Origin of the sequence: Collinsella sp. TM05-37 (genome assembly GCF_003436455.1) — a bacterium.
GTDB lineage: Bacteria > Actinomycetota > Coriobacteriia > Coriobacteriales > Coriobacteriaceae > Collinsella.
On sequence record NZ_QSPN01000025.1, the window covers coordinates 1 to 18,754 of the forward strand.

The 18,754-nt window shown below is 60.7% G+C and carries 18 protein-coding genes; 14 read left to right on the forward strand and 4 right to left on the reverse strand.

The window, feature by feature from the left end; genetic code table 11:
- Window positions 1-104: 104 nt before the first annotated feature.
- Both manA and DXD48_RS09575 read right to left on the reverse strand, forming a co-directional pair.
- Window positions 105-1,037: a mannose-6-phosphate isomerase, class I gene (gene manA / locus DXD48_RS09570; RefSeq protein ID WP_370446306.1), complete on the reverse strand. Its 933-nt coding sequence runs from the start codon at window positions 1,035-1,037 to the stop codon at window positions 105-107.
- Between the two features lie 75 nt (window positions 1,038-1,112).
- Complete coding sequence (locus tag DXD48_RS09575; protein WP_117565003.1) at window positions 1,113-1,832, reverse strand: GntR family transcriptional regulator; 720 nt, start codon at window positions 1,830-1,832, stop codon at window positions 1,113-1,115.
- Window positions 1,833-2,136: 304 nt separating this feature from the next.
- Between DXD48_RS09575 and DXD48_RS09580 the strand changes: the two genes are divergently transcribed.
- The 7 genes from DXD48_RS09580 (at window position 2,137) to nhaA (ending at window position 9,720) form a co-directional block, all read left to right on the forward strand.
- A complete protein-coding gene (locus DXD48_RS09580; protein WP_117565004.1) occupies window positions 2,137-3,537 on the forward strand; it encodes a glycoside hydrolase family 1 protein in 1,401 nt (466 codons plus the stop codon).
- Between the two features lie 120 nt (window positions 3,538-3,657).
- Window positions 3,658-5,010, forward strand: a complete 1,353-nt coding sequence (locus DXD48_RS09585; protein ID WP_117565005.1) for a PTS sugar transporter subunit IIC — start codon at window positions 3,658-3,660, stop codon at window positions 5,008-5,010.
- 153 nt (window positions 5,011-5,163) lie between these two features.
- Window positions 5,164-5,466, forward strand: coding sequence for a PTS sugar transporter subunit IIB (locus DXD48_RS09590; protein ID WP_117565006.1), 303 nt, complete (start codon window positions 5,164-5,166; stop codon window positions 5,464-5,466).
- A gap of 9 nt (window positions 5,467-5,475) precedes the next feature.
- On the forward strand, window positions 5,476-5,808 hold the full coding sequence (locus tag DXD48_RS09595) for a PTS lactose/cellobiose transporter subunit IIA (protein ID WP_199407944.1): 333 nt from the start codon (window positions 5,476-5,478) through the stop codon (window positions 5,806-5,808).
- A gap of 241 nt (window positions 5,809-6,049) precedes the next feature.
- Window positions 6,050-7,003, forward strand: a complete 954-nt coding sequence (locus tag DXD48_RS09600) for an ROK family protein (protein WP_233514987.1) — start codon at window positions 6,050-6,052, stop codon at window positions 7,001-7,003.
- A gap of 167 nt (window positions 7,004-7,170) precedes the next feature.
- The gene (locus DXD48_RS09605) at window positions 7,171-8,094 is read left to right on the forward strand and encodes a manganese-dependent inorganic pyrophosphatase (protein WP_117565008.1); all 924 of its coding nucleotides are present in this window, start codon (window positions 7,171-7,173) and stop codon (window positions 8,092-8,094) included.
- Window positions 8,095-8,361: 267 nt separating this feature from the next.
- Complete coding sequence (nhaA, locus tag DXD48_RS09610) at window positions 8,362-9,720, forward strand: Na+/H+ antiporter NhaA (protein ID WP_117565009.1); 1,359 nt, start codon at window positions 8,362-8,364, stop codon at window positions 9,718-9,720.
- Between the two features lie 373 nt (window positions 9,721-10,093).
- Here nhaA and DXD48_RS09615 read toward each other — a convergent pair whose 3' ends face one another.
- Window positions 10,094-10,348: a hypothetical protein gene (locus DXD48_RS09615; protein ID WP_117565010.1), complete on the reverse strand. Its 255-nt coding sequence runs from the start codon at window positions 10,346-10,348 to the stop codon at window positions 10,094-10,096.
- A 150-nt stretch (window positions 10,349-10,498) separates the two neighbouring features.
- Between DXD48_RS09615 and DXD48_RS09620 the strand changes: the two genes are divergently transcribed.
- The 7 genes from DXD48_RS09620 (at window position 10,499) to DXD48_RS09650 (ending at window position 17,434) form a co-directional block, all read left to right on the forward strand.
- Window positions 10,499-11,803 carry an aminotransferase class I/II-fold pyridoxal phosphate-dependent enzyme gene (locus DXD48_RS09620; protein ID WP_117565011.1) on the forward strand — a complete coding sequence of 435 codons (1,305 nt, stop codon included), beginning with the start codon at window positions 10,499-10,501 and terminating at the stop codon, window positions 11,801-11,803.
- 66 nt (window positions 11,804-11,869) lie between these two features.
- Window positions 11,870-12,184: an STAS domain-containing protein gene (locus DXD48_RS09625; RefSeq protein ID WP_089572422.1), complete on the forward strand. Its 315-nt coding sequence runs from the start codon at window positions 11,870-11,872 to the stop codon at window positions 12,182-12,184.
- Window positions 12,185-12,337: 153 nt separating this feature from the next.
- Window positions 12,338-12,910 carry a twin-arginine translocase TatA/TatE family subunit gene (locus DXD48_RS09630; RefSeq protein ID WP_158548978.1) on the forward strand — a complete coding sequence of 191 codons (573 nt, stop codon included), beginning with the start codon at window positions 12,338-12,340 and terminating at the stop codon, window positions 12,908-12,910.
- The gene (gene tatC, locus DXD48_RS09635) at window positions 12,910-13,701 is read left to right on the forward strand and encodes a twin-arginine translocase subunit TatC (RefSeq protein WP_055285525.1); all 792 of its coding nucleotides are present in this window, start codon (window positions 12,910-12,912) and stop codon (window positions 13,699-13,701) included. The genes DXD48_RS09630 and tatC overlap by 1 nt, the downstream gene beginning before the upstream one ends.
- Before the next feature lie 6 nt (window positions 13,702-13,707).
- Window positions 13,708-14,064, forward strand: a complete 357-nt coding sequence (gene hypA / locus DXD48_RS09640) for a hydrogenase maturation nickel metallochaperone HypA (protein WP_117565013.1) — start codon at window positions 13,708-13,710, stop codon at window positions 14,062-14,064.
- A gap of 55 nt (window positions 14,065-14,119) precedes the next feature.
- Window positions 14,120-14,803 carry a hydrogenase nickel incorporation protein HypB gene (gene hypB / locus DXD48_RS09645; protein WP_117565014.1) on the forward strand — a complete coding sequence of 228 codons (684 nt, stop codon included), beginning with the start codon at window positions 14,120-14,122 and terminating at the stop codon, window positions 14,801-14,803.
- A gap of 54 nt (window positions 14,804-14,857) precedes the next feature.
- The gene (locus DXD48_RS09650) at window positions 14,858-17,434 is read left to right on the forward strand and encodes a DNA topoisomerase I (protein WP_117565015.1); all 2,577 of its coding nucleotides are present in this window, start codon (window positions 14,858-14,860) and stop codon (window positions 17,432-17,434) included.
- A gap of 142 nt (window positions 17,435-17,576) precedes the next feature.
- Here DXD48_RS09650 and DXD48_RS09655 read toward each other — a convergent pair whose 3' ends face one another.
- On the reverse strand, window positions 17,577-18,560 hold the full coding sequence (locus DXD48_RS09655) for a zinc-ribbon domain-containing protein (protein WP_117565016.1): 984 nt from the start codon (window positions 18,558-18,560) through the stop codon (window positions 17,577-17,579).
- Window positions 18,561-18,754 lie beyond the last annotated feature (194 nt).

Below are 18,754 nucleotides of genomic sequence, written 5' to 3' on the forward strand. Positions count from 1 at the left end.
GCACGAGCCGGAGAGCACTTAATGTGCTCTCCGTGCGAGCAGGACTGCCCGAGCAGGCGACCAAACCCCGCGCCCATCCCGGCGAGCGCTTGGGAATCGGTAGCTTACAGGTGCGAGATGATCAGTTCCATCTTGCCTTCGAGGTCAATGGACTCCACGGTGCTGGGGGCCAGCAGGTGGCTTCCCTTGTGGACGGGGTCGCCGCAGACGGTGCCTTCGCCGTCGATGACCGACAGGCACATGAAAGGCCAGCGCTGGTCGAGGGTCTTGCTGCCGTTGACGCGCACGCGATCGACGGTGTAGCAGGGGTTGGACTCGAGTTCGGTCACGCCGTCGACTTCGGGCGCGGTCACGGTGCCGTCGGTCGGGGCCTGAGAATCAAAGTCGATGCAGTCGAGACTCTGCTCAATGTGCAGGGGACGCAGTTTGCCGTCGGTGCCGGGACGGTCGTAGTCGTACAGGCGATACGTCACGTCGCTCGACTGCTGCGTCTCCAAAATGAGCGTGCCGGTCTTGATGGCGTGGACGGTACCGGAATCAATCTGGAAAAAGTCGCCCTTGTGGATCGGCAGCACGTTGAGCATGTCGTCCCAGCGGCCGTCTTCGATCATCTGTGCAGCCTCGGCGCGGTCCTTGGCGCGCTGGCCGACGATGATTGTGGCGCCGGGCTCGCAGTCCAGCACATACCAGCACTCGGTTTTGCCCAGGCTGCCGTTCTCGTGCTCGGCGGCGTACTCGTCGTTGGGATGGATCTGGATCGAAAGGTCGTCCTTGGCGTCCAGAATCTTAATGAGCAGCGGGAACTCCTTGCCCTCGCAGTTGCCAAAGAGCTCGCGGTGCTCGGCCCACAGCCATGACAGCGTGTGACCGGCGTACGGGCCCTCAGCGATCTGGCAGTCGCCGTTGGGGTGTGCCGAGATGGCCCAGCACTCACCGATGGGACCCTCGGGAATGTCATAACCAAATACGGTTTCGAGCTGGCGGCCGCCCCAGATCTTCTCGTGAAAGATCGGCGTCAGTTTAATCAAATCGGACATGTTCATACCCCCATGGTGTTGCGCGGCCGCCCACTCTAAACGAGCCGTAACGAGCGCCCGCATGACTACAAAAACCTATGCCAACGTTACGTTGTGCAGCTCAAAGCGGTCACCAACGTTGCGCGAGATCGAATGCTCAAAGGCGGTGCCGCTATCCAAAAAGCCAATCTGGTTGAGCTCGAGCAGGGGAGAGCCGGGTTTGGTGTCCAGGCGCTCAGCCTCTTCCTCGGTTGCCGCCACGGCACGGATGGTGCGGTGGAAGCTCGAAATCTTCAGCCCGCACTGCTCGCGGATGAAGCTATAGATCGATCCGTACAGGTCCTTCTTTTTAAGGCCCGGGATCAGCTCGAGGGGCATATAGGTGTACTCGATAACGATGGGCTTCTCGTCGACCTGGCGCACGCGCACGATGTGGTAGGCAAAGTCGTCCTCGGCAATTCCCAGCTGGGCAGCGACGTCCGCCGGTGGATTGACAATCGAGAAATCGTAGACCACCGAGGTCACCTTCTCCCCGCGGTGCTCATACGAAAAGCCCTGGGCACGGTCGTTCTTGCCCTGGAAAAACGCCTTGCCGGGAAGCCCCGCCGTGTCCTTGACGTAGGTGCCCGATCCGCGCCGACTGGTAATAAGACCTTCCTCGGTAATCTGCTCAATCGCTCGTTTGACGGTGATTTTAGAAACGCTATAGAGCTCGCAGAACTCGACGACGGTGGGCAACTTGTCGCCCGGCTTAAGAGCACCGTCCTCGATGCTTCGGCGGATATCTGCAGCTATTGCCTCGTATTTGGGAATCATGGAACCCCCTTTCCGACATACATAAATGCATAAGTAAGTATAACCCTCTGCGAGGCATCCATATAACTCCTATCTAAGAAGTTCGAGAAAGAAAAAAGAAAAAGACGCTTTACTTATAAAATTAGAGCGCTATAGTTGTAGCCAACAAACGGAACCCTGCCGCTCGGTAGGACCGACCGTTTGGGGACGGTTTTGTTTTGGCGGGTTGGATACCCAGATAACCGGTGCGCGCCCGCGCCGGATAACCTGCCAAGGCAAACCCGTCTCCAACCGGAAGCTCTAGAACACGAAAGCGAGGACTTCGATGGCACAGTATCAGCTGCCCGGCGACTTCTTCTTTGGCGCCGCTATGTCCGGCCCGCAGACTGAGGGCCAATGGAACCAGGGCGGCAAGCTCGAGAACCTGTGGGACACCTGGTCCATCCAGGATCTGGATTCGTTCTATAACCGCGTTGGCTCTTATGCCGGCAATGACTTTATGGCCAAGTACCAGGAGGACCTTCGCATTTTGAAGGACTTGGGCCTGGATACTTATCGCACCTCCATCCAGTGGAGTCGCCTGCTCGATGCTAACGGCAACCTTAATGAGGAGGGCGCCGCGTGGTATCACGAGCTGTTCCGCGCCTCTCGCGAGGCCGGCCTGGAGCCGTTCGTCAACCTGTACCACTTTGACATGCCCACCTACCTCTTTGACCGCGGCGGTTGGGAGAGCCGTGAGGTCGTCGAGGCTTACGCCCATTACGCCGACGTTGCCTTCCGCGAGTTTGGCCAGGAGATTAAGTACTGGTTCACCTTTAACGAGCCCATCGTCGAGCCCGAGCAGCGCTACCAGGAGGGCGTGTGGTTCCCGCAGCTCCATGACTATAACCGCGCTCGCACCGTTCAGTATCACATCTCGCTGGCGCACGCGCTGGCCGTGGCCAACTATCGCCGCGCCTATGACGAGGGAGCCGTTCGCGCCGATGCCAAGATCGGCATGATCAACTGCTTTACCCCGGTCTACACCAAGGAGAACCCCAGTGAGGCGGACCTCGAGGCCGTGCGCATGACCAGCGGTATCAACAATCGCTGGTGGCTCGACCTTATTACCAAGGGCGAGCTTCCCGCCGACGTGCTCGACAGCTTGGCCGAGGGCGGCGTTAAACTCCCGTTCCGTGCCGGCGACCAAGAGATCCTCAAGCAGGGTGTTGTCGACTGGCTCGGTTGCAACTACTACCACCCTACGCGCGTTCAGGCTCCGGCGAGCAAGATCGACCAGTACGGTCTGCCGCACTTTGCCGACGAGTACGTGTGGCCCGACGCCGTTATGAACGAGAGCCGCGGCTGGGAGATCTACCCGCAGGGTCTCTACGACTTTGGCATGGACTGCGCTAAGAATTACCCCGATCTTGAGTGGTTTGTATCCGAGAACGGTATCGGCATCATGGACGAATACAAGAATCGTGACGCCGAAGGGACCATCCAGGATGACTACCGCGTCGACTTTGTGCGCCAGCACCTGGAGTGGGTCGCCAAGGCAATCGCCGAGGGCGCCAAATGCCGCGGATACCATTATTGGGCCGTCATCGACAACTGGTCTTGGGCCAATGCCTTTAAGAACCGTTACGGATTTGTCGAGGTCGATCTCATGGACGGTTACAAGCGCCGCCTTAAGAAGTCGGCAGCTTGGCTCAAGCAGGTCGCAACGACCCACGTGGTTGACTAGCGACCAGGCGAACGCCCAGACCGCGCGCCGCCGCGCGCAAAACATGGCACATCTGGTGGCAAAGGGCGACAGACCACCGTGCGCATAGGAAAAGGCCGGATTTGATAGTTAGGAGCAATCATGGCCAGTGAAAACGGAAAGAGCTTCCTCGACAAATTTGCCGAGGTCTCTGCGAAGGTGGGAAACCAGGTTCACCTGCGTTCCCTGCGCGATGCCTTCGCAACCATCACGCCGCTCTATATCCTTGCGGGTATCGCGGTTCTTATTAACAATGTTGTGTTCCCCCTGTTCCCGCTCGATGCGGCGGGCCTTGCCAACCTTCAGACCTGGGGTTCGGCAATTACGCTGGGCACCCTCAACGTCTCTGCCATTATCTTGGCAGGACTGATTGGCTACAGCCTCGCTAAGAACGAGCGCTTCGATAACCCGCTTGCCTGCATGGTCGTCGCCATCTCCGCTTTCGTCATCATGATGCCGCAGCAGATCACCGCCACGCTTGCCGCCACGAGCCCGCTGCTCACCGACAAGATCACTTCTGCCGAGGTCACGGGCGCCCTTTCGACTGCCAACACCGGTACCAACGGTCTGTTCGCGGCTATTATCATCGCCCTGCTCTCCGTTACGCTCTTCATCAAGATCTCCGGCGTCGAGAAGCTTAAGGTCAAGCTGGGCGAGGGCGTGCCTCCCGCGGTCTCCAACTCCTTTAACGTCATGATCCCGATGCTGCTCAACCTTTCGATCTTCGCTGTTGCCGCGGCCCTGCTCGCCGTGTTTGCCGGTACCGATCTGTGCACCATCATCTCCACGTGCATCTCCAACCCGCTTAAGAGCATCATGAACGCCGGTCCGTGGGCTGTTATCCTCATCTACACCCTTGCGAACCTGCTGTTCTGCGTCGGTATTCACCAGTCCACCATCTCTGGCGCTACCGTCGAGCCGATCCTGACCATGCTCATCGTCGACAACATGGCTACCTTTGCCGCCGGTGGCACCATCCAGCCCGACCACTACATGAACATGCAGATCGTCAACAGCTTTGCCCTTATCGGCGGCTCGGGCTGCACCCTCATGCTCCTGCTCGATACCCTCCTGTTCTCCAAGAACAAGGCTTCCAAGACCGTTTCCAAGATGGCTCTCGTTCCTGGCCTGTTTAACATCAACGAGCCGGTTATCTATGGTTACCCCATCGTGTACAACCTGCCGCTCATGATTCCGTTCGTGCTCCTTCCCGACCTGTTCATCGGCATCACCTATGGTCTGACCTGCGCAGGCATCATCAGCCCCTGCATTGCCCAGGTGCCTTGGACCATGCCTCCCGTCATCAACGCTCTGCTTGCTACGGGCTTTGACTGGCGCGCTGGCGTGTGGCAGGCGCTCGAGCTTGTCATCGGCATGGCTGTCTACCTGCCCTTTATGAGGATCTCCGAGAAGGCCATCGCCAAGCAGGAGGCCCTTGCCGAGCAGAACGCTTAAACGTCGTTCTCCCTTTCACCGTTGCGGGCGCCGGTACGCGGTGCCGGTGTCCGCGGCTCTCCTCTTGTGTTGAGGCACAGGGGGTGGGTACAGTAACCACAAGGAATAAAACCAGTTGTCGTCTGCGCGCCGCGCAGTTATAAGGAGGAAACCATGAAGAAGATCATGCTTTGCTGCAATGCCGGCATGTCCACGAGTCTGCTGGTCCAGAAGATGCAGACTGAGGTCGCGAACCGCGGTCTGGACATCGAGGTCGAGGCTCGTCCCATGAACGAGGCTCACGATCACCTGGACGAGTGCGACATCTTGCTGCTCGGTCCGCAGATTGGCTACACCAAGGGCGATTTTGAGAAGGAGGCCGCCGGTCGTTTTCCGGTCGAGGTCATCAACATGGTCGATTACGGCCGTATGAACGCCGCCGGCATCATCGACCACTGCGTCAGTGTGATGGGCTAGGTGCAGCACATGGAGGATATGAATGAGCTGCAGATGACCTGCTTCGAGATCATCAGCTACGTCGGCACCGCTAAGAGCATGTATATCAATGCCGTGCAAGAGGCCAAGGAGGGCGATTTTGACGCCGCCGAGGAACTTATCAAGCAGGGCGACGAGGCTTACAACGGTGGACACGATGTCCATATGGGGCTCCTCAAAAAGGAGGCCAACGGCGAGCGTAACGGCGAAGCCCCGCTGATTCTGCTGCATGCCGAGGACCAGATGGCCGGCACCGAGACCATGCGCGTCATGGCCACGGAGCTCATCGAGGTCCACAAGCTGCTGCAGGCGCTTAAGGCCTAGTCGGCGTTATCGCCGCGATGGAGTGTGCGGTTCACCAGACAATTCAGTCCCTTTCACGGGCGCTGGGAGTTTTCCGTCTCCCGGCGCCTTTGTATTTGGCGAAGGGCTGCGCGACCTGTTGGGCGGGCCTTCGTGTTTTCCCAGATAAAACCTGCCAAAACAAACCTGTCCCTTTTGGGCAGGTTTTTGCCTGGGGAGCGGTACCATACAGGCAATGTTTAAACGAGAAAGGTTGGCTCCCATGGAACCTAAGCAGTACTACATCGGCATCGACGTCGGCGGCACTTCGGTTAAGGAGGGCCTGTTCGACGAGGACGGTAACCTGCTGGCCAAGGCCAGCGTGCCTACGCCTCCTATCGTTGACGCCGCGGGCTTTGCCGCGGTGACCGAGGCTATCGACCAGGTGGTCGCCAAGGCTCAGATTCCGCGTGCCTTTGTGGCGGGCATTGGTCTGGCCGTTCCGTGCCCCATCCCGGCATCGGGCGATGCCAAGGTCAAGGCCAACATTGCCATCAACCTGCCCGAGCTAAGGGTCGCCATTCAGGAGCACTGCCCCGACGCGGTCGTTAAGTACGAGAACGATGCCAACGCCGCTGCCATGGGCGAGGCCTGGCTCGGCTCTGCCAAGGGCGTGCAGAACGTGGTGATGGTCACCATCGGTACCGGCGTGGGCGGCGGCGTTATCGTTAACGGCGACGTGGTATCGGGCGTTGTGGGCGCCGGCGGCGAGATTGGCCACATGTGCCTGAACCCCGAAGAGGAGCGCACCTGCGGCTGCGGCGGCCATGGCCACCTGGAGCAGTATTCCAGCGCCACCGGCGTGGTGAGCAACTACCTTGCCGAGTGCGAGAAGGCAGGCGTCGAGCCCATCGAGCTCACCGGCCCCTCAGATTCCAAGGACGTGTTCCAGGCCTGCCGCGAGGGCGACAAGCTTGCGTTGGCCGCGGCCGATACCATGGCCGACTATCTCGGTCGCGCACTGGCGCTTATTGCCAACGTGGTCGATCCCGAGATGTTCCTCATCGGCGGTGGCGCCTCCGCTTCGGCCGATGTCTACCTCGACAAGGCTCGCGAGTACTTCCAGCGCTACGCGCTTTCTGCCTCGCGCGAGACGTCCATTAAGGTCGCCTCGCTCGGCAACGACGCCGGCATCATCGGTGCCGCCTACGTAGCCCTGCGCGCCGCCGGCAAATAGCTGGTGCAAGGGGGACAGGTTACTTTGCACCAACATGGTGCGAAAGGGACAGCCTTGGCCCCCCATGCCTGCCACAAAATATGCCGTGGCCCTTCCGTCTGCGAAGGCTCGGCATCGGCGTGCTACCATAGCTACGTCCAAGTACACATATCAAGTGGAGGATATCCATGGCAAACGTTCTTGTCTTTGGTCACCAGAATCCCGATAACGACGCCATCATGAGCGCCGTCGTCCTGTCCCAGCTGCTCAACCAGGTTGAGTATGCCGGCAACACCTACGAGGCCTGCGCCCTTGGTCAGCTTCCGGCAGAGTCTGCCAAGCTGCTCGCCGACGCCGGCATTGCCGAGCCCCGCGTGATCGAGTCCGTCGAGGCCGGTCAGCTCGTCGTCCTCACCGACCACAACGAGTCCGCCCAGTCCGTCGCCGGCCTTAAGGACGCTACGGTCTTTGGCGTCGTCGATCATCACCGCATCGGCGACTTCGAGACCGCCGGCCCGCTGCACTACATCTGCCTGCCCTGGGGCTCCAGCTGCACCATCGTCACCAAGCTCGCCGACGTGCTCGGCGTTGAGCTTTCCGACGTCCAGGCCAAGCTGCTGCTCTCGGCCATGATGACCGACACGCTCATGCTCAAGAGCCCCACCACCACCGATGTCGACCGCGCCGTCGCCGCCAAGCTCGGCGAGCAAGTGGGCGTCGACCCGGTCAAGTTTGGCATGGAGGTCTTCCTTACCCGTCCGTCCGGCTCCTTCACCGCTGCCGAGATGGTCGGCAACGACATCAAGATGTTCGAGCCTGCCGGCAAGAAGCTGCTCATCGGCCAGTACGAGACCGTCGATAAGAGCCGTGCGCTCGGCATGATCGACGAGATCCGCGAGGCCATGCGCGCCTACGCCGCCGAGAAGGATGCCGACGGCATCGTCCTGTGCATCACCGACATCATGGAGGAGGGCTCGCAGGTCCTGCTCGAGGGCGAGACCGAGGCTGCTCAAAAGGGCCTGGGCATTGCCGACGAGCACGACGGCGTCTGGATGCCGGGCGTCCTCTCCCGTAAGAAGCAGGTCGCTGCCCCCATTATGGCCGCCTGCTAGGTTTAGTTGACCAAACGCCACGACCGGATCGCGGACACCCCGCGCTCCGGTCGTTTTTTGTGCATGGCACCGCGTCGTCTCTTGGACAGGCGCGCCCGTGCCGTTGAGCAAATAATGTTCAACCTGTGGTTCCGCTTTTCGGCCACGCCTGCGTGCTTGTCGTGCAGGGTAGGCTAGATGCAAGCGTAATACGTTAGAGCGCGGCGCCGCCACTTGGGCGGGCCGTGCTTTTTTAAGACGGGAGCCATCCCGTGAAAGGAGCCGCCCATGGCAGCAACTGAGCAGCTGTTCAACGTTCGTGAGCGCAAGCGCTTTGAACGTCACGACATTTGGGAGCGCATCGCCGAGAACGGCACGATTTCCGCCGCCGTCATGGTCTTCGCCGCCATCGCCGCCGTCATCTGCGCCAATACCGATGCCTACGAGGCCATCCATCACTTTTTGGAGACTCCGCTGTATGTGGGTCTGGGCAACCTTACGGCCGGTCTCACCGTTGAGCTTTTCGTCAACGACTTCCTCATGGCGATTTTCTTTTTGTTGGTGGGCATTGAGCTCAAGTATGAGATGACGGTCGGCGAGCTTAAAAACCCGCGCCAGGCCATGCTTCCCATGCTGGCGGCCGTGGGTGGCGTCGTCGTTCCCGCCTGCATCTATCTGATCTTTAACCATGCCGGCGCCCGCAACGGTTGGGCCATCCCCATGGCAACCGATATTGCCTTTGCGCTGGGCGTGCTATCGCTTTTGGGCAATCGCGTGCCCAACGGCGTGCGTGTGTTCTTCTCGACGCTCGCCATCGCCGACGACCTCATCTCCATCGCCGCCATCGCCATCTTCTACGGTCAGAGCCCCAATCCGTTTTGGTTGGGCGCCGCCGCGCTTGTGACCTGCGCGCTCGTGTGGCTCAACAAGACGCAGCATTACCGTCTTGCTCCGTATTCGGTACTGGGTCTGCTGTTGTGGTTCTGCATGTTCAAGAGCGGCGTACATGCCACGCTCGCCGGCGTCATCCTGGCCTTCACCATCCCGGCCAAGTGCGGCGTCAAGCTCGATAACCTCACCGATTGGCTGGGCGAGTGCCTGCCGTTGCTCGATGACCGCTACGACGACGAGGCGCACATCCTGGGCCAGCATGACTTTACCGTCTCGACCACCAAGGTCGAGCGCGTCATGCACCGCGTGACCCCGCCGCTTATCCGCATGGAGCGTCTGATTTCCACGCCGGTCAACTTTGTGATCCTGCCGATCTTTGCATTCGTGAACGCACAGGTTCGCTTAGTGGGCGTGGACATGAGCACGCTGCTCACCGACCCGGTGACGCTCGGCGTGTACTTTGGCATGCTGCTGGGCAAGCCGATCGGTATCTTTGGCATGACGTTTGCCCTGGTTAAGCTTAAGGCCTGCGAGCTGCCGCATAACGTTAACTGGCACATGATTGCCGGTGTGGGCATTCTGGGCGGTATCGGCTTTACCATGTCGATCCTCATCAGCGGCCTCGCCTTCCCGACGGCCCAGTTTGAGGTCCTGGCCGCAAAGGCCGCTATTCTCGCCGGTTCGGTCACCGCAGCCGTGCTCGGCATGATCTACATGAGCGTGGTCTGCAAGCATCCCTCGCCCAAAGACGAGTAAGAGCGCGAAAACCGGCTCCAGAACCGATTCGGGCGCGTTCAAAATGCGGATTCGGGCGGTGCTTGCCGCCTGCCAGACACGCCAGTGGTCAAAAAACGCCGTTTGTGAGTACTGTCACAAACGGCGTATCATTTTAGGTGCGGAAAATAATGAACAAAGTTATAAGAACTGTACGTTAATGAGTGACCATCGACTTCCAATTTGGCGCTAGCTGACGGTGATTAGGAAGTTTCAAGTCGAGTTTTGCCGATTTCGACCAAGAATCGCTGCTACTAAAAAGGTAACAGTACTCATATTTGCCCTTTTTTGGCCACAAGCCCTAAAACAAGCCTCGCCAAGGTCGGGAAGCGGGCCAAATCGCCGGCCTCGAGGCTTATTCCACCGTTCCGTAGACGGCGCCCCAGCCGTGGGCGGCCAAGGCGGAGTTGAGCTGGTCGCAAAGTGACTGGCGGTCGTAGTAGCCGGGCGGCAAAAGATTCACGATCTCCATGAGGTCGGGCGCCAGGTCCAAGATTTCGGCCTGTACGATCAGATCCAGGCGGTCGATGGCGTGGCGGTCGTAAAACAGTCCGTCGACCAGGCACTGCAAGTCGCCGAATTCCTCGGCCTGAAACGATCCGTACTCCATAGTGCCTCCTTGGGCGCCCCACGCCGGCATGCGCGGCGATTCGTAATTGATTGCGATGAACTTAATCTATCACGGCTTCATAACGTTGCGACGATGGCGGTCTATACTTAGACGAACTGCAACGTACCGCTTCGCGAAAGGTCGCACCCCATGCAGACGATCTACCAGAAGATGGAAACCACCGAACTCGATGCCGCCATCGAGGCGCTCAAAGCCGAGGTCGCCGAGGTCAAGGCCAAGGGCCTGGCGCTCGATATGGCCCGCGGCAAGCCGTCGCCCTCCCAGGTGGACATCTCTCGACCCATGCTCGATATCCTCAATGCCGATGCCGATCTGCACGACGGCAACGTCGACTGCTCCAACTACGGCTGCTTTGAGGGCATTCCCTCGGCACGCAAGCTGGCGGGGGAGTTCCTGGGTTGCCCTGCCGAGCAGACGCTCGTGCTGGGTTCGTCGAGTTTGCTGATTGAGCACGACATCGCCGGCATGTTCTGGCGCTGTGGCTCGTGCGGCAGCGACCCTTGGGAGGCTTACGAGGCAGCGCACGACGGCAAGAAGGTCAAGTTCCTGTGCCCCGTTCCCGGCTACGATCGCCACTTTGGCATCACCGCCGACTTGGGCATCGAGAACGTCCCCGTCGCGATGACCGACAATGGCCCCGACATGGACGAGGTTGAGCGCCTGGTTGCCGCCGACGATTCCATCAAGGGCATCTGGTGCGTGCCCAAGTATTCTAACCCCACGGGCATCACCTTTAGCGAGGACACTGTGCGCCGCCTGGTCGAGATGCCCACGGCCGCGCCCGATTTCCGCATCTTTTGGGACAACGCTTACTGCGTGCACGACCTGTACGACGAGACCGACGAGCTCGCAAATATCTTTGACCTCGCTCGCGCGGCGGGCACCGAGGATCGCGTGGTGGCCTTTGCCTCGACGTCCAAGATCACCTTTCCGGGCGCCGGCATCGGCTTTATCGGTGCGAGCCCCGCGGTCATCGCCGAGTTCTCCAAGCGCCTGAAGGCCGGTCTTATTAGCGCCGATAAGCTCAACCAGCTGCGTCACGTGCGCTTCCTTCCCACCATCGAGGCGGTCAAGGAGCACATGAAAAAGCATGCCGAGTTCCTGCGCCCGCGCTTTGAGGCCGTTGAGCGTAAACTCACCGAGGGCTTGGGTAACACGGGTTGCGCCACTTGGACGCATCCCCATGGCGGCTACTTTGTGAGTTTCGATGGCCCCGAGGGCTCGGCCCAGAAGGTCGCCGCGCTTTGTGCCGACCTGGGCGTCAAGCTCACGCCGGCTGGTGCCACCTGGCCTTATGGCAAGGATCCGCGCGACACCAACATCCGCATCGCGCCGAGCTATCCCACGGTCGAGGACCTGGAGGCTGCGCTCGATGTGCTGGTGCTGGCTGTCAAGCTCGTCGCTGCCGAGCTTGCGCGTGCCGAGCGCGCCTAACGCGTAGGGCCCCGCAAGTCCGCGCCTAGTACTATCCGCACTTTCGATACGTAAAGGAGCGTATACATGGATTTGGGTATTTCCACCAACCCCACGCCAGAGCTCTACACCATTAAGGTGACCGGTGAGATCGATATCTCTAACGCCGATAGCCTGCGCAATGCCATCGACCTGGCGCTCGAGCAGCCCACTGAGGCCGTTGAGCTCGATTTTGCCCAGGTGAGCTACATCGATTCGACGGGCATTGGCGTGCTTGTGGGCGCCGCACACCACGCAGCTGATCATGGTAAGCGTTTTAGCTGCGTCAACGTGCAGCCCCCGGTGATGCGCGTGGTTCAGCTGTTGGGCGTCGACCAGGAGATTTCGATCACCGCTGCATAATCTTTGCCCCCAAAAGGGCGTGCCGTTTGGCATATGTTTGTGATGCGCTCGGACGTTTTGGCGTCCGGGCGCTATACTTGACCGAATGAATAGACGAGTTCCGGCCGAATGGCGCGGTGCGGGCTCGACTCACATCGAGCCTTGGAGGTATGTGTGTTTGGTATTGGAGAGGGTGAGCTCGCGATCATCGTGGTCTTCGGCTTTTTGCTGTTTGGCCCGGATAAGCTCCCGCAGATGGGCCGCACGATCGGCCGTGCCATCCGTCAGTTCCGCGAGACGCAGGAAAAGATGACGGCCGTTGTTCAGTCCGAGATTATCGATCCGGTGAGCGAGGCCGCGTCGGCCCCGGTCAAGCCCAAGAAGACTGCTGCGACCGACGACGATTCCGATGCGAACGAGGATGCCGCCGAGACGGCAGCGCCCGCCAAGAAGGAGACCTTTGCCGAGCGTCGCGCCCGTCTTGCTGCCGAGAAGGCCGCAAGCGAGGGTGCTGCTGAGGGCGAAGGCGCTGTTGATGAGGCCGAGGGTACAGAGCCTGCTGCTGCCGTCGAGCCCGAGCCTGCTGCAGAGCCCGAGCCCGAGCCGGCAGAGCCCACGACGGCTGACCTCTACGCCCGTCGTCCCCGCAAGCGCAAGGCCGTCGTCGACCAGCTCGCTCGCGAACTCGAGGCCGAGGACGCTGCCGAGACTGCTGCCGCCGACGCCCCGAAGGGAGGCGATGAGTAATGCCTATCGGACCTGCTCGTATGCCGCTCTTCGATCACTTGGGAGAGCTCCGTCGCCGCCTGACCATCGTGGTCGTGTCGGTGTTTGCCGCCGCCATCGTGCTGTACTTTGCCACGCCCGTGGTGCTCGATATCCTGGAAGATCCCATCCGCTCGTTTGTGCCGGACGGTAAGTTCTACATCACCACCACACTCGGCGGCTTTGGCCTGCGCTTCTCGCTGGCCATCAAGATGGCCGTGGTCATGTGCACGCCCATGATCATCTGGCAGATCCTGGCATTTTTCCTGCCGGCGCTGCGCCCCAACGAGCGCAAGTGGGTCGTGCCCACGGTGCTCGCCTCGACGGTGCTGTTCTTCCTGGGTGCCATCTTCTGCTATTTCATCATCATCCCGGCGGGCTTTGAGTGGCTCATCGGCGAGACCTCGGCCGTCGCTACGGCGCTGCCCGACCTGGAGAACTACGTCAACATGGAGCTGCTCTTTATGATCGGCTTTGGTGTGGCGTTTGAGCTGCCGCTCATCATCTTCTATCTGTCCGTCTTTCACATCGTGTCCTATGCGGCCTTCCGCAGCGCCTGGCGCTACGTGTACGTAGGCCTGCTTGTGGGCTCGGCTGTGATTACGCCCGACGGCTCGCCCGTTACGCTGGGTCTCATGTATGGCGCCCTGCTCTCGCTCTACGAGATTTCGCTCGCCATCGCTCGCGTGGTCATTACCGCGCGCGAGGGCAAGGAGGGCCTGTTCGTGAGCCGTCTGGACCTGTTCTCGGACGACGAGGACGACGAGGAGTAAATCGGTATGCACGAGGTTGGCATTGTCAACGGCATACTCGATACAGTGATTCGCGCGGCGCGTGGGGCGGGGGCCTCGCGCGCCGTTTTGGTAACGCTGCGTATCGGGGATATGACCGAGGTCGTGCGCGAGGCGCTTGACTTTGCGTGGGAGACGTTTCGCGACGAGGACCCGCTCACGCGCGGCTGCGAGCTTGCCGTGGAGGAAGTCCATCCACAAAGCGAGTGTCTGGACTGCGGTGAGGTCTTTGAGCACGACCGTTTCCATTGCCGTTGTCCCCAATGTGGCGGTGCCAACGTGCGTCTGCTGCATGGCCGCGAACTCGACATCGCAAGTATCGAGATCGAGACCCCCGACGATTAGCACGCTCGCCATCTAGCGATGGGGTATAAAAGGGCCAAAGTAAGGAGCGCTAAGTATGGCCGAGAAAACGATTGATATCGCGTCGCCGATTCTGTCGCGCAACGAGCGCCTGGCAGATCAGCTGCGTCAGCGGTTTGAGCAGACGGACACCTACGTGATCAATGTGCTGTCGAGCCCTGGCTCGGGTAAGACCACCACGATTCTGGGCACCAACGAGCGCCTGCGTGACAGAGCCAGCCTGCGCTGTGCCGTTATCGAGGGCGATATCGCCTCGGACGTCGACGCCATCACCATGAAGGAAGCCGGCATGCCCGCCATCCAGATCAACACGGGCGGCCTGTGCCACCTCGAGGGCAACATGATCATGGAGGCCGTTGACGCGTTCGACCAAGCTGTGGGTCTGGAAAACATCGACGTCATCTTTATCGAAAACGTGGGTAACCTGGTCTGCCCAGTCGACTTTGACCTGGGCGAGAACCTGTCCATCATGATCCTCTCGGTGCCCGAGGGCGACGACAAGCCCATCAAGTACCCGGGCATCTTCCAACACGCCGGCGCGCAGCTGCTCAACAAGGTCGACGTGGCCCCGGCTTTCGATTTTGACATGGATAGGTATACTAAGACCCTCGATGACCTCAATCCGCAAGCGCCGCGGTTTGCCGTGAGCGCGCGCAAGGGCGAGGGCATGGATGCCTGGTGCGATTGGCTCATCGGGCAGATTGAGCAAGCAAGGGCGTAAGTCGGCCGCCATAAGCGCGGGCGCAGCCGCAGAGACATGAGATAGGAGCCTCTTTTGAAGCTCATCATCGCCGAGAAAAACGACGCCGCGCGTCAGATCGCCGAGCGGCTGTCCACGGGCAAGCCCAAAAAGGACAAGGTGTACAACACCGCCATCTACCGTTTTGAGTGGAAAGGCGAGGAGTGCGTGACGATCGGTCTTGCCGGTCACATCCTCGCGCCCGATTTTTGCGACAGCGTGCTGTTTGATAAAAAGCTGGGCTGGTATTCGGTTACCGAGGACGGCGAGATGCTGCCGGCCGACATGCCCGATGGCCTGGCTCGTCCGCCCTACGACACCAAGCGCAAGCCGTTCCTTGCCGACGGCATTTCCATCAAGGGCTGGAAGCTCGAGAGCCTGCCCTATCTCACCTGGGCGCCCGTCATTAAGCTACCGGCCGAGAAGGAACTCATTCGTTCGCTCAAGAACCTTGCTAAAAAGTCCGACAGCGTCATCATCGCTACGGACTTCGATCGCGAGGGCGAGCTGATCGGCTCGGACGCCCTCAACAAGGTGCGCGAGGTTGCGCCGGACTTGCCGGTCGCCCGTGCCCAGTATTCTTCGTTTACCAAGGCCGAGATCACGCACGCCTTCGATAATCTCGTCTCGCTCGACCAGAACCTGGCCGACGCCGGCGAGAGCCGTCAGCACATCGACCTTATCTGGGGCGCGGTGCTCACGCGCTATCTGACGCTCGCCAAGTTTGGCGGCTTTGGCAACGTGCGCTCCGCCGGCCGCGTGCAGACACCGACGCTTGCCCTGGTGGTCGAGCGCGAGCGCGAGCGCATGGCGTTTGTGCCCGAGGACTATTGGCAGATTCGCGGCATGGGTGCCGCGCAGGGTGCCGCCGAGGACGATCGCTTTAAGATCGCGCACAAGACAGCGCGCTTTACCGACAAGGATGCTGCCGTGACGGCGTACGGCCATGTTGACGGCGTTGCGACGGCAACCGTTGCCGCGGTGACCAAGCGTTCGCGTAAGCAGCAGCCGCCCACGCCGTTCGCGACGACCTCGCTGCAGGCTGCCGCCGCGGCCGAGGGCATCTCGCCTGCGCGTACGATGCGCATCGCCGAGTCCCTCTACATGGCGGGTCTCATCAGCTACCCGCGTGTCGATAACACCGTGTACCCCGCGACGCTCGATCTGGGCGCCGTGGTAAGCGACCTGGCAAAGATCAACCCGGCGCTGGCGCCCGTGTGCAAAAAGGTGCTCGCCGGTCCCATGAAGCCCACGCGCGGCAAGGTTGAGACCACCGACCACCCGCCTATCTATCCCACGGGCGAGGGCGATCCGTCCACGCTCGATGGCGGCCAGCGCAAGCTCTACGACCTCATCGCCCGCCGCTTCCTGGCGACGCTTATGGGTCCTGCGACCATCGAGAACACCAAGCTCGAGCTCGACGTCAACGGCGAGCCGTTCGTGGCCTCGGGCGACGTGCTCGTGACTCCGGGCTTCCGCGAGGCGTATCCGTACGGACTCAAGCGCGATGAGCAGATGCCGCCGCTGGAGCAGGGTGATACGGTCGACGTGTTCGACATTAAGCTCGAGGCCAAGCAGACCGAGCCGCCCGCGCGCTACAGCCAGGGCAAGCTCGTGCAGGAGATGGAGAAGCGCGGCCTGGGCACCAAGTCCACGCGCGCGAGCATCATCGAGCGCCTGTACGCCGTGCGCTACCTCAAAAACGATCCCGTGGAGCCGAGCCAGCTGGGTATTGCCATTATCGATGCACTGTCGCAGTTTGCCCCGCGCATCACGAGCCCCGATATGACCAGCGAGCTCGATGGCGATATGACCCGTGTGGAGCGCGGCGAGGACACCGAAGAACATGTCGTGACGCACTCGCGCGCGCTGCTGGCCGGCGTGCTCGACGAGCTGCTCAAACATACGCAGGAACTGGGCGACGCCATCAGCGACGCCGTCACGGCCGATGCGCGCGTGGGTACCTGCCCCAAGTGCGGCAAGGACCTGGTTATGAAGACGAGCGCCAAGACCCGCGGCAGCTTCATTGGCTGCATGGGCTGGCCCGACTGCGATGTGACCTATCCGGTGCCGAGTGGCGTCAAGGTAAGCCCGCTCGAGGGCGAGGCGGCCGTGTGCCCCGAGTGCGGTGCGCCGCGCATTAAGTGCCAGCCGTTCCGCCAGAAGGCCTTCGAGATTTGCGTGAACCCCACGTGCCCCACCAACTACGAGCCCGACCTTAAGGTGGGCGAGTGCAAGGTGTGTGCCGAGGCCGGACGTCACGGCGACCTGATCGCGCACAAGAGCGAGAAGAGCGGCAAGCGCTTTATCCGCTGCACCAACTACGATGACTGCGGCGTGAGCTATCCGCTGCCGGCGCGCGGCAAGCTCGAGGCGACGGGCGAGACCTGCCCCGAGTGCGGCGCCCCCATCGTGGTGGTCAACACGGCGCGCGGTCCGTGGCGTATCTGCGTCAACATGGACTGCCCGACCAAGGAGAAGAAGCCCGCCCGCGGTCGCAAGACCACAACCAAGGCGAGCACGGCAAAGAAGACGACGGCTAAGAAAGCCACTGCCGCCAAGAAGACGACCGCGAAGAAGTCGACTGCCAAGAAAGCAGCCGCCGACAAGTAACGGCGCAGTCGAAACATTGCCCAAAAAAACGAGCGAGGACCCCGCGATCCTCGCTCGTTTTTTTGACCGGCAGTTAGGGACGTTCCTTTTCTGCCGGCAGTTTAGGAACGTCCCTAACTGCCGGCTCGGGAACGACAAAGCGCTAGTTCACCTCGACAGGCTTAGCGCCGGGATAGCGCTCCTCAAAGTCTAGGCGGTACTTATTGTCATTGGTGCCCGCCACGTTGTCGCGCGACAGCGGCGCCACGATCTCATTCTTGTGGTCCGCAGGCTTGGCGTATTTCAGGCTGATCTCCCAGGCATCACAGATTGCGTCAATGCGGTGATCCAGGTCGTCGTACAGGGCGATGATATCCTTCCAGGAGCTGTAGTTCTTGGAGCTCGTCGGGACGTCCAGGTCCTCGACGATGTCGTAATACTGCTCGATGGTGTCCTCCGTGCGCTCGGCGACGTCGGCGAGATTTTGACGGGTGGTTCGATCCTCTTCCAGATAGTTGCCGTTGAAGTTCTGCGCGCAGCCACGGACCTGGCTGTCGAGATCTTCGAGCAGGTCGTAGTATTCGCTCAGGCGACGGTAGAGGTTCTGCTCGGAGAGCGTTGCTTCGCCGCCATCCTCGTCGTCATCGTCATCATCGTCGTACAGGCTGTTGGGATTGCCGAGAGGCTTTAGGTCATCGTCGTCGACGTCATGGTGCAGCTTAGCTACCTCGGCAGTCGTCTGCGTGGCGGCGTTGTCGAACGGTCTGATCGCAAAGAAGATGACCAGGGCGATGATGATCGCCACCAGCACAACGATAACGGCGATAAGCGGCCCGGTGCCGCTCTTTTTGGGAGCGGGGGTCTGTGGCGAAGCGGGCGCGTATGCGGGAGCCGGCTGCTGTTGGGGCGAGCCGCTCGCGACGGGTATGCGCTGCGTGGTCTCGACGGCCTCGGTCCTTGCGGCGGGGTCGGGGCTATAGGCGAGGGGGTCGTCCGCCTTGGCTTGCGGCGTATCAAGGGAGCCGGTCTGCTCAAAAGCGGGCTGGCTATCGCTCGCGGCTGTTTGCTCAACGGGTGCACCGCACGAGGTGCAGAACTTGGCATTATCTTCAAGAAGCTTGCCGCACGAGGCGCAATACCGAGACATTGCCACTCCTTTCGCCACATTTCAATGCAATACGACGATTATACCCAGCATCCAAAATTCCCCATCATACGTTGCGGTGAAATAGGGACTGTTTGGCGGTCTTAGAGCTTCAATCAGTCCCTATTTCACCGCAACTTTAGCCGGCAGTTGGGGACGTTCCTTTTAATATGAGCAGGACATTGTCAAGAGGCAAA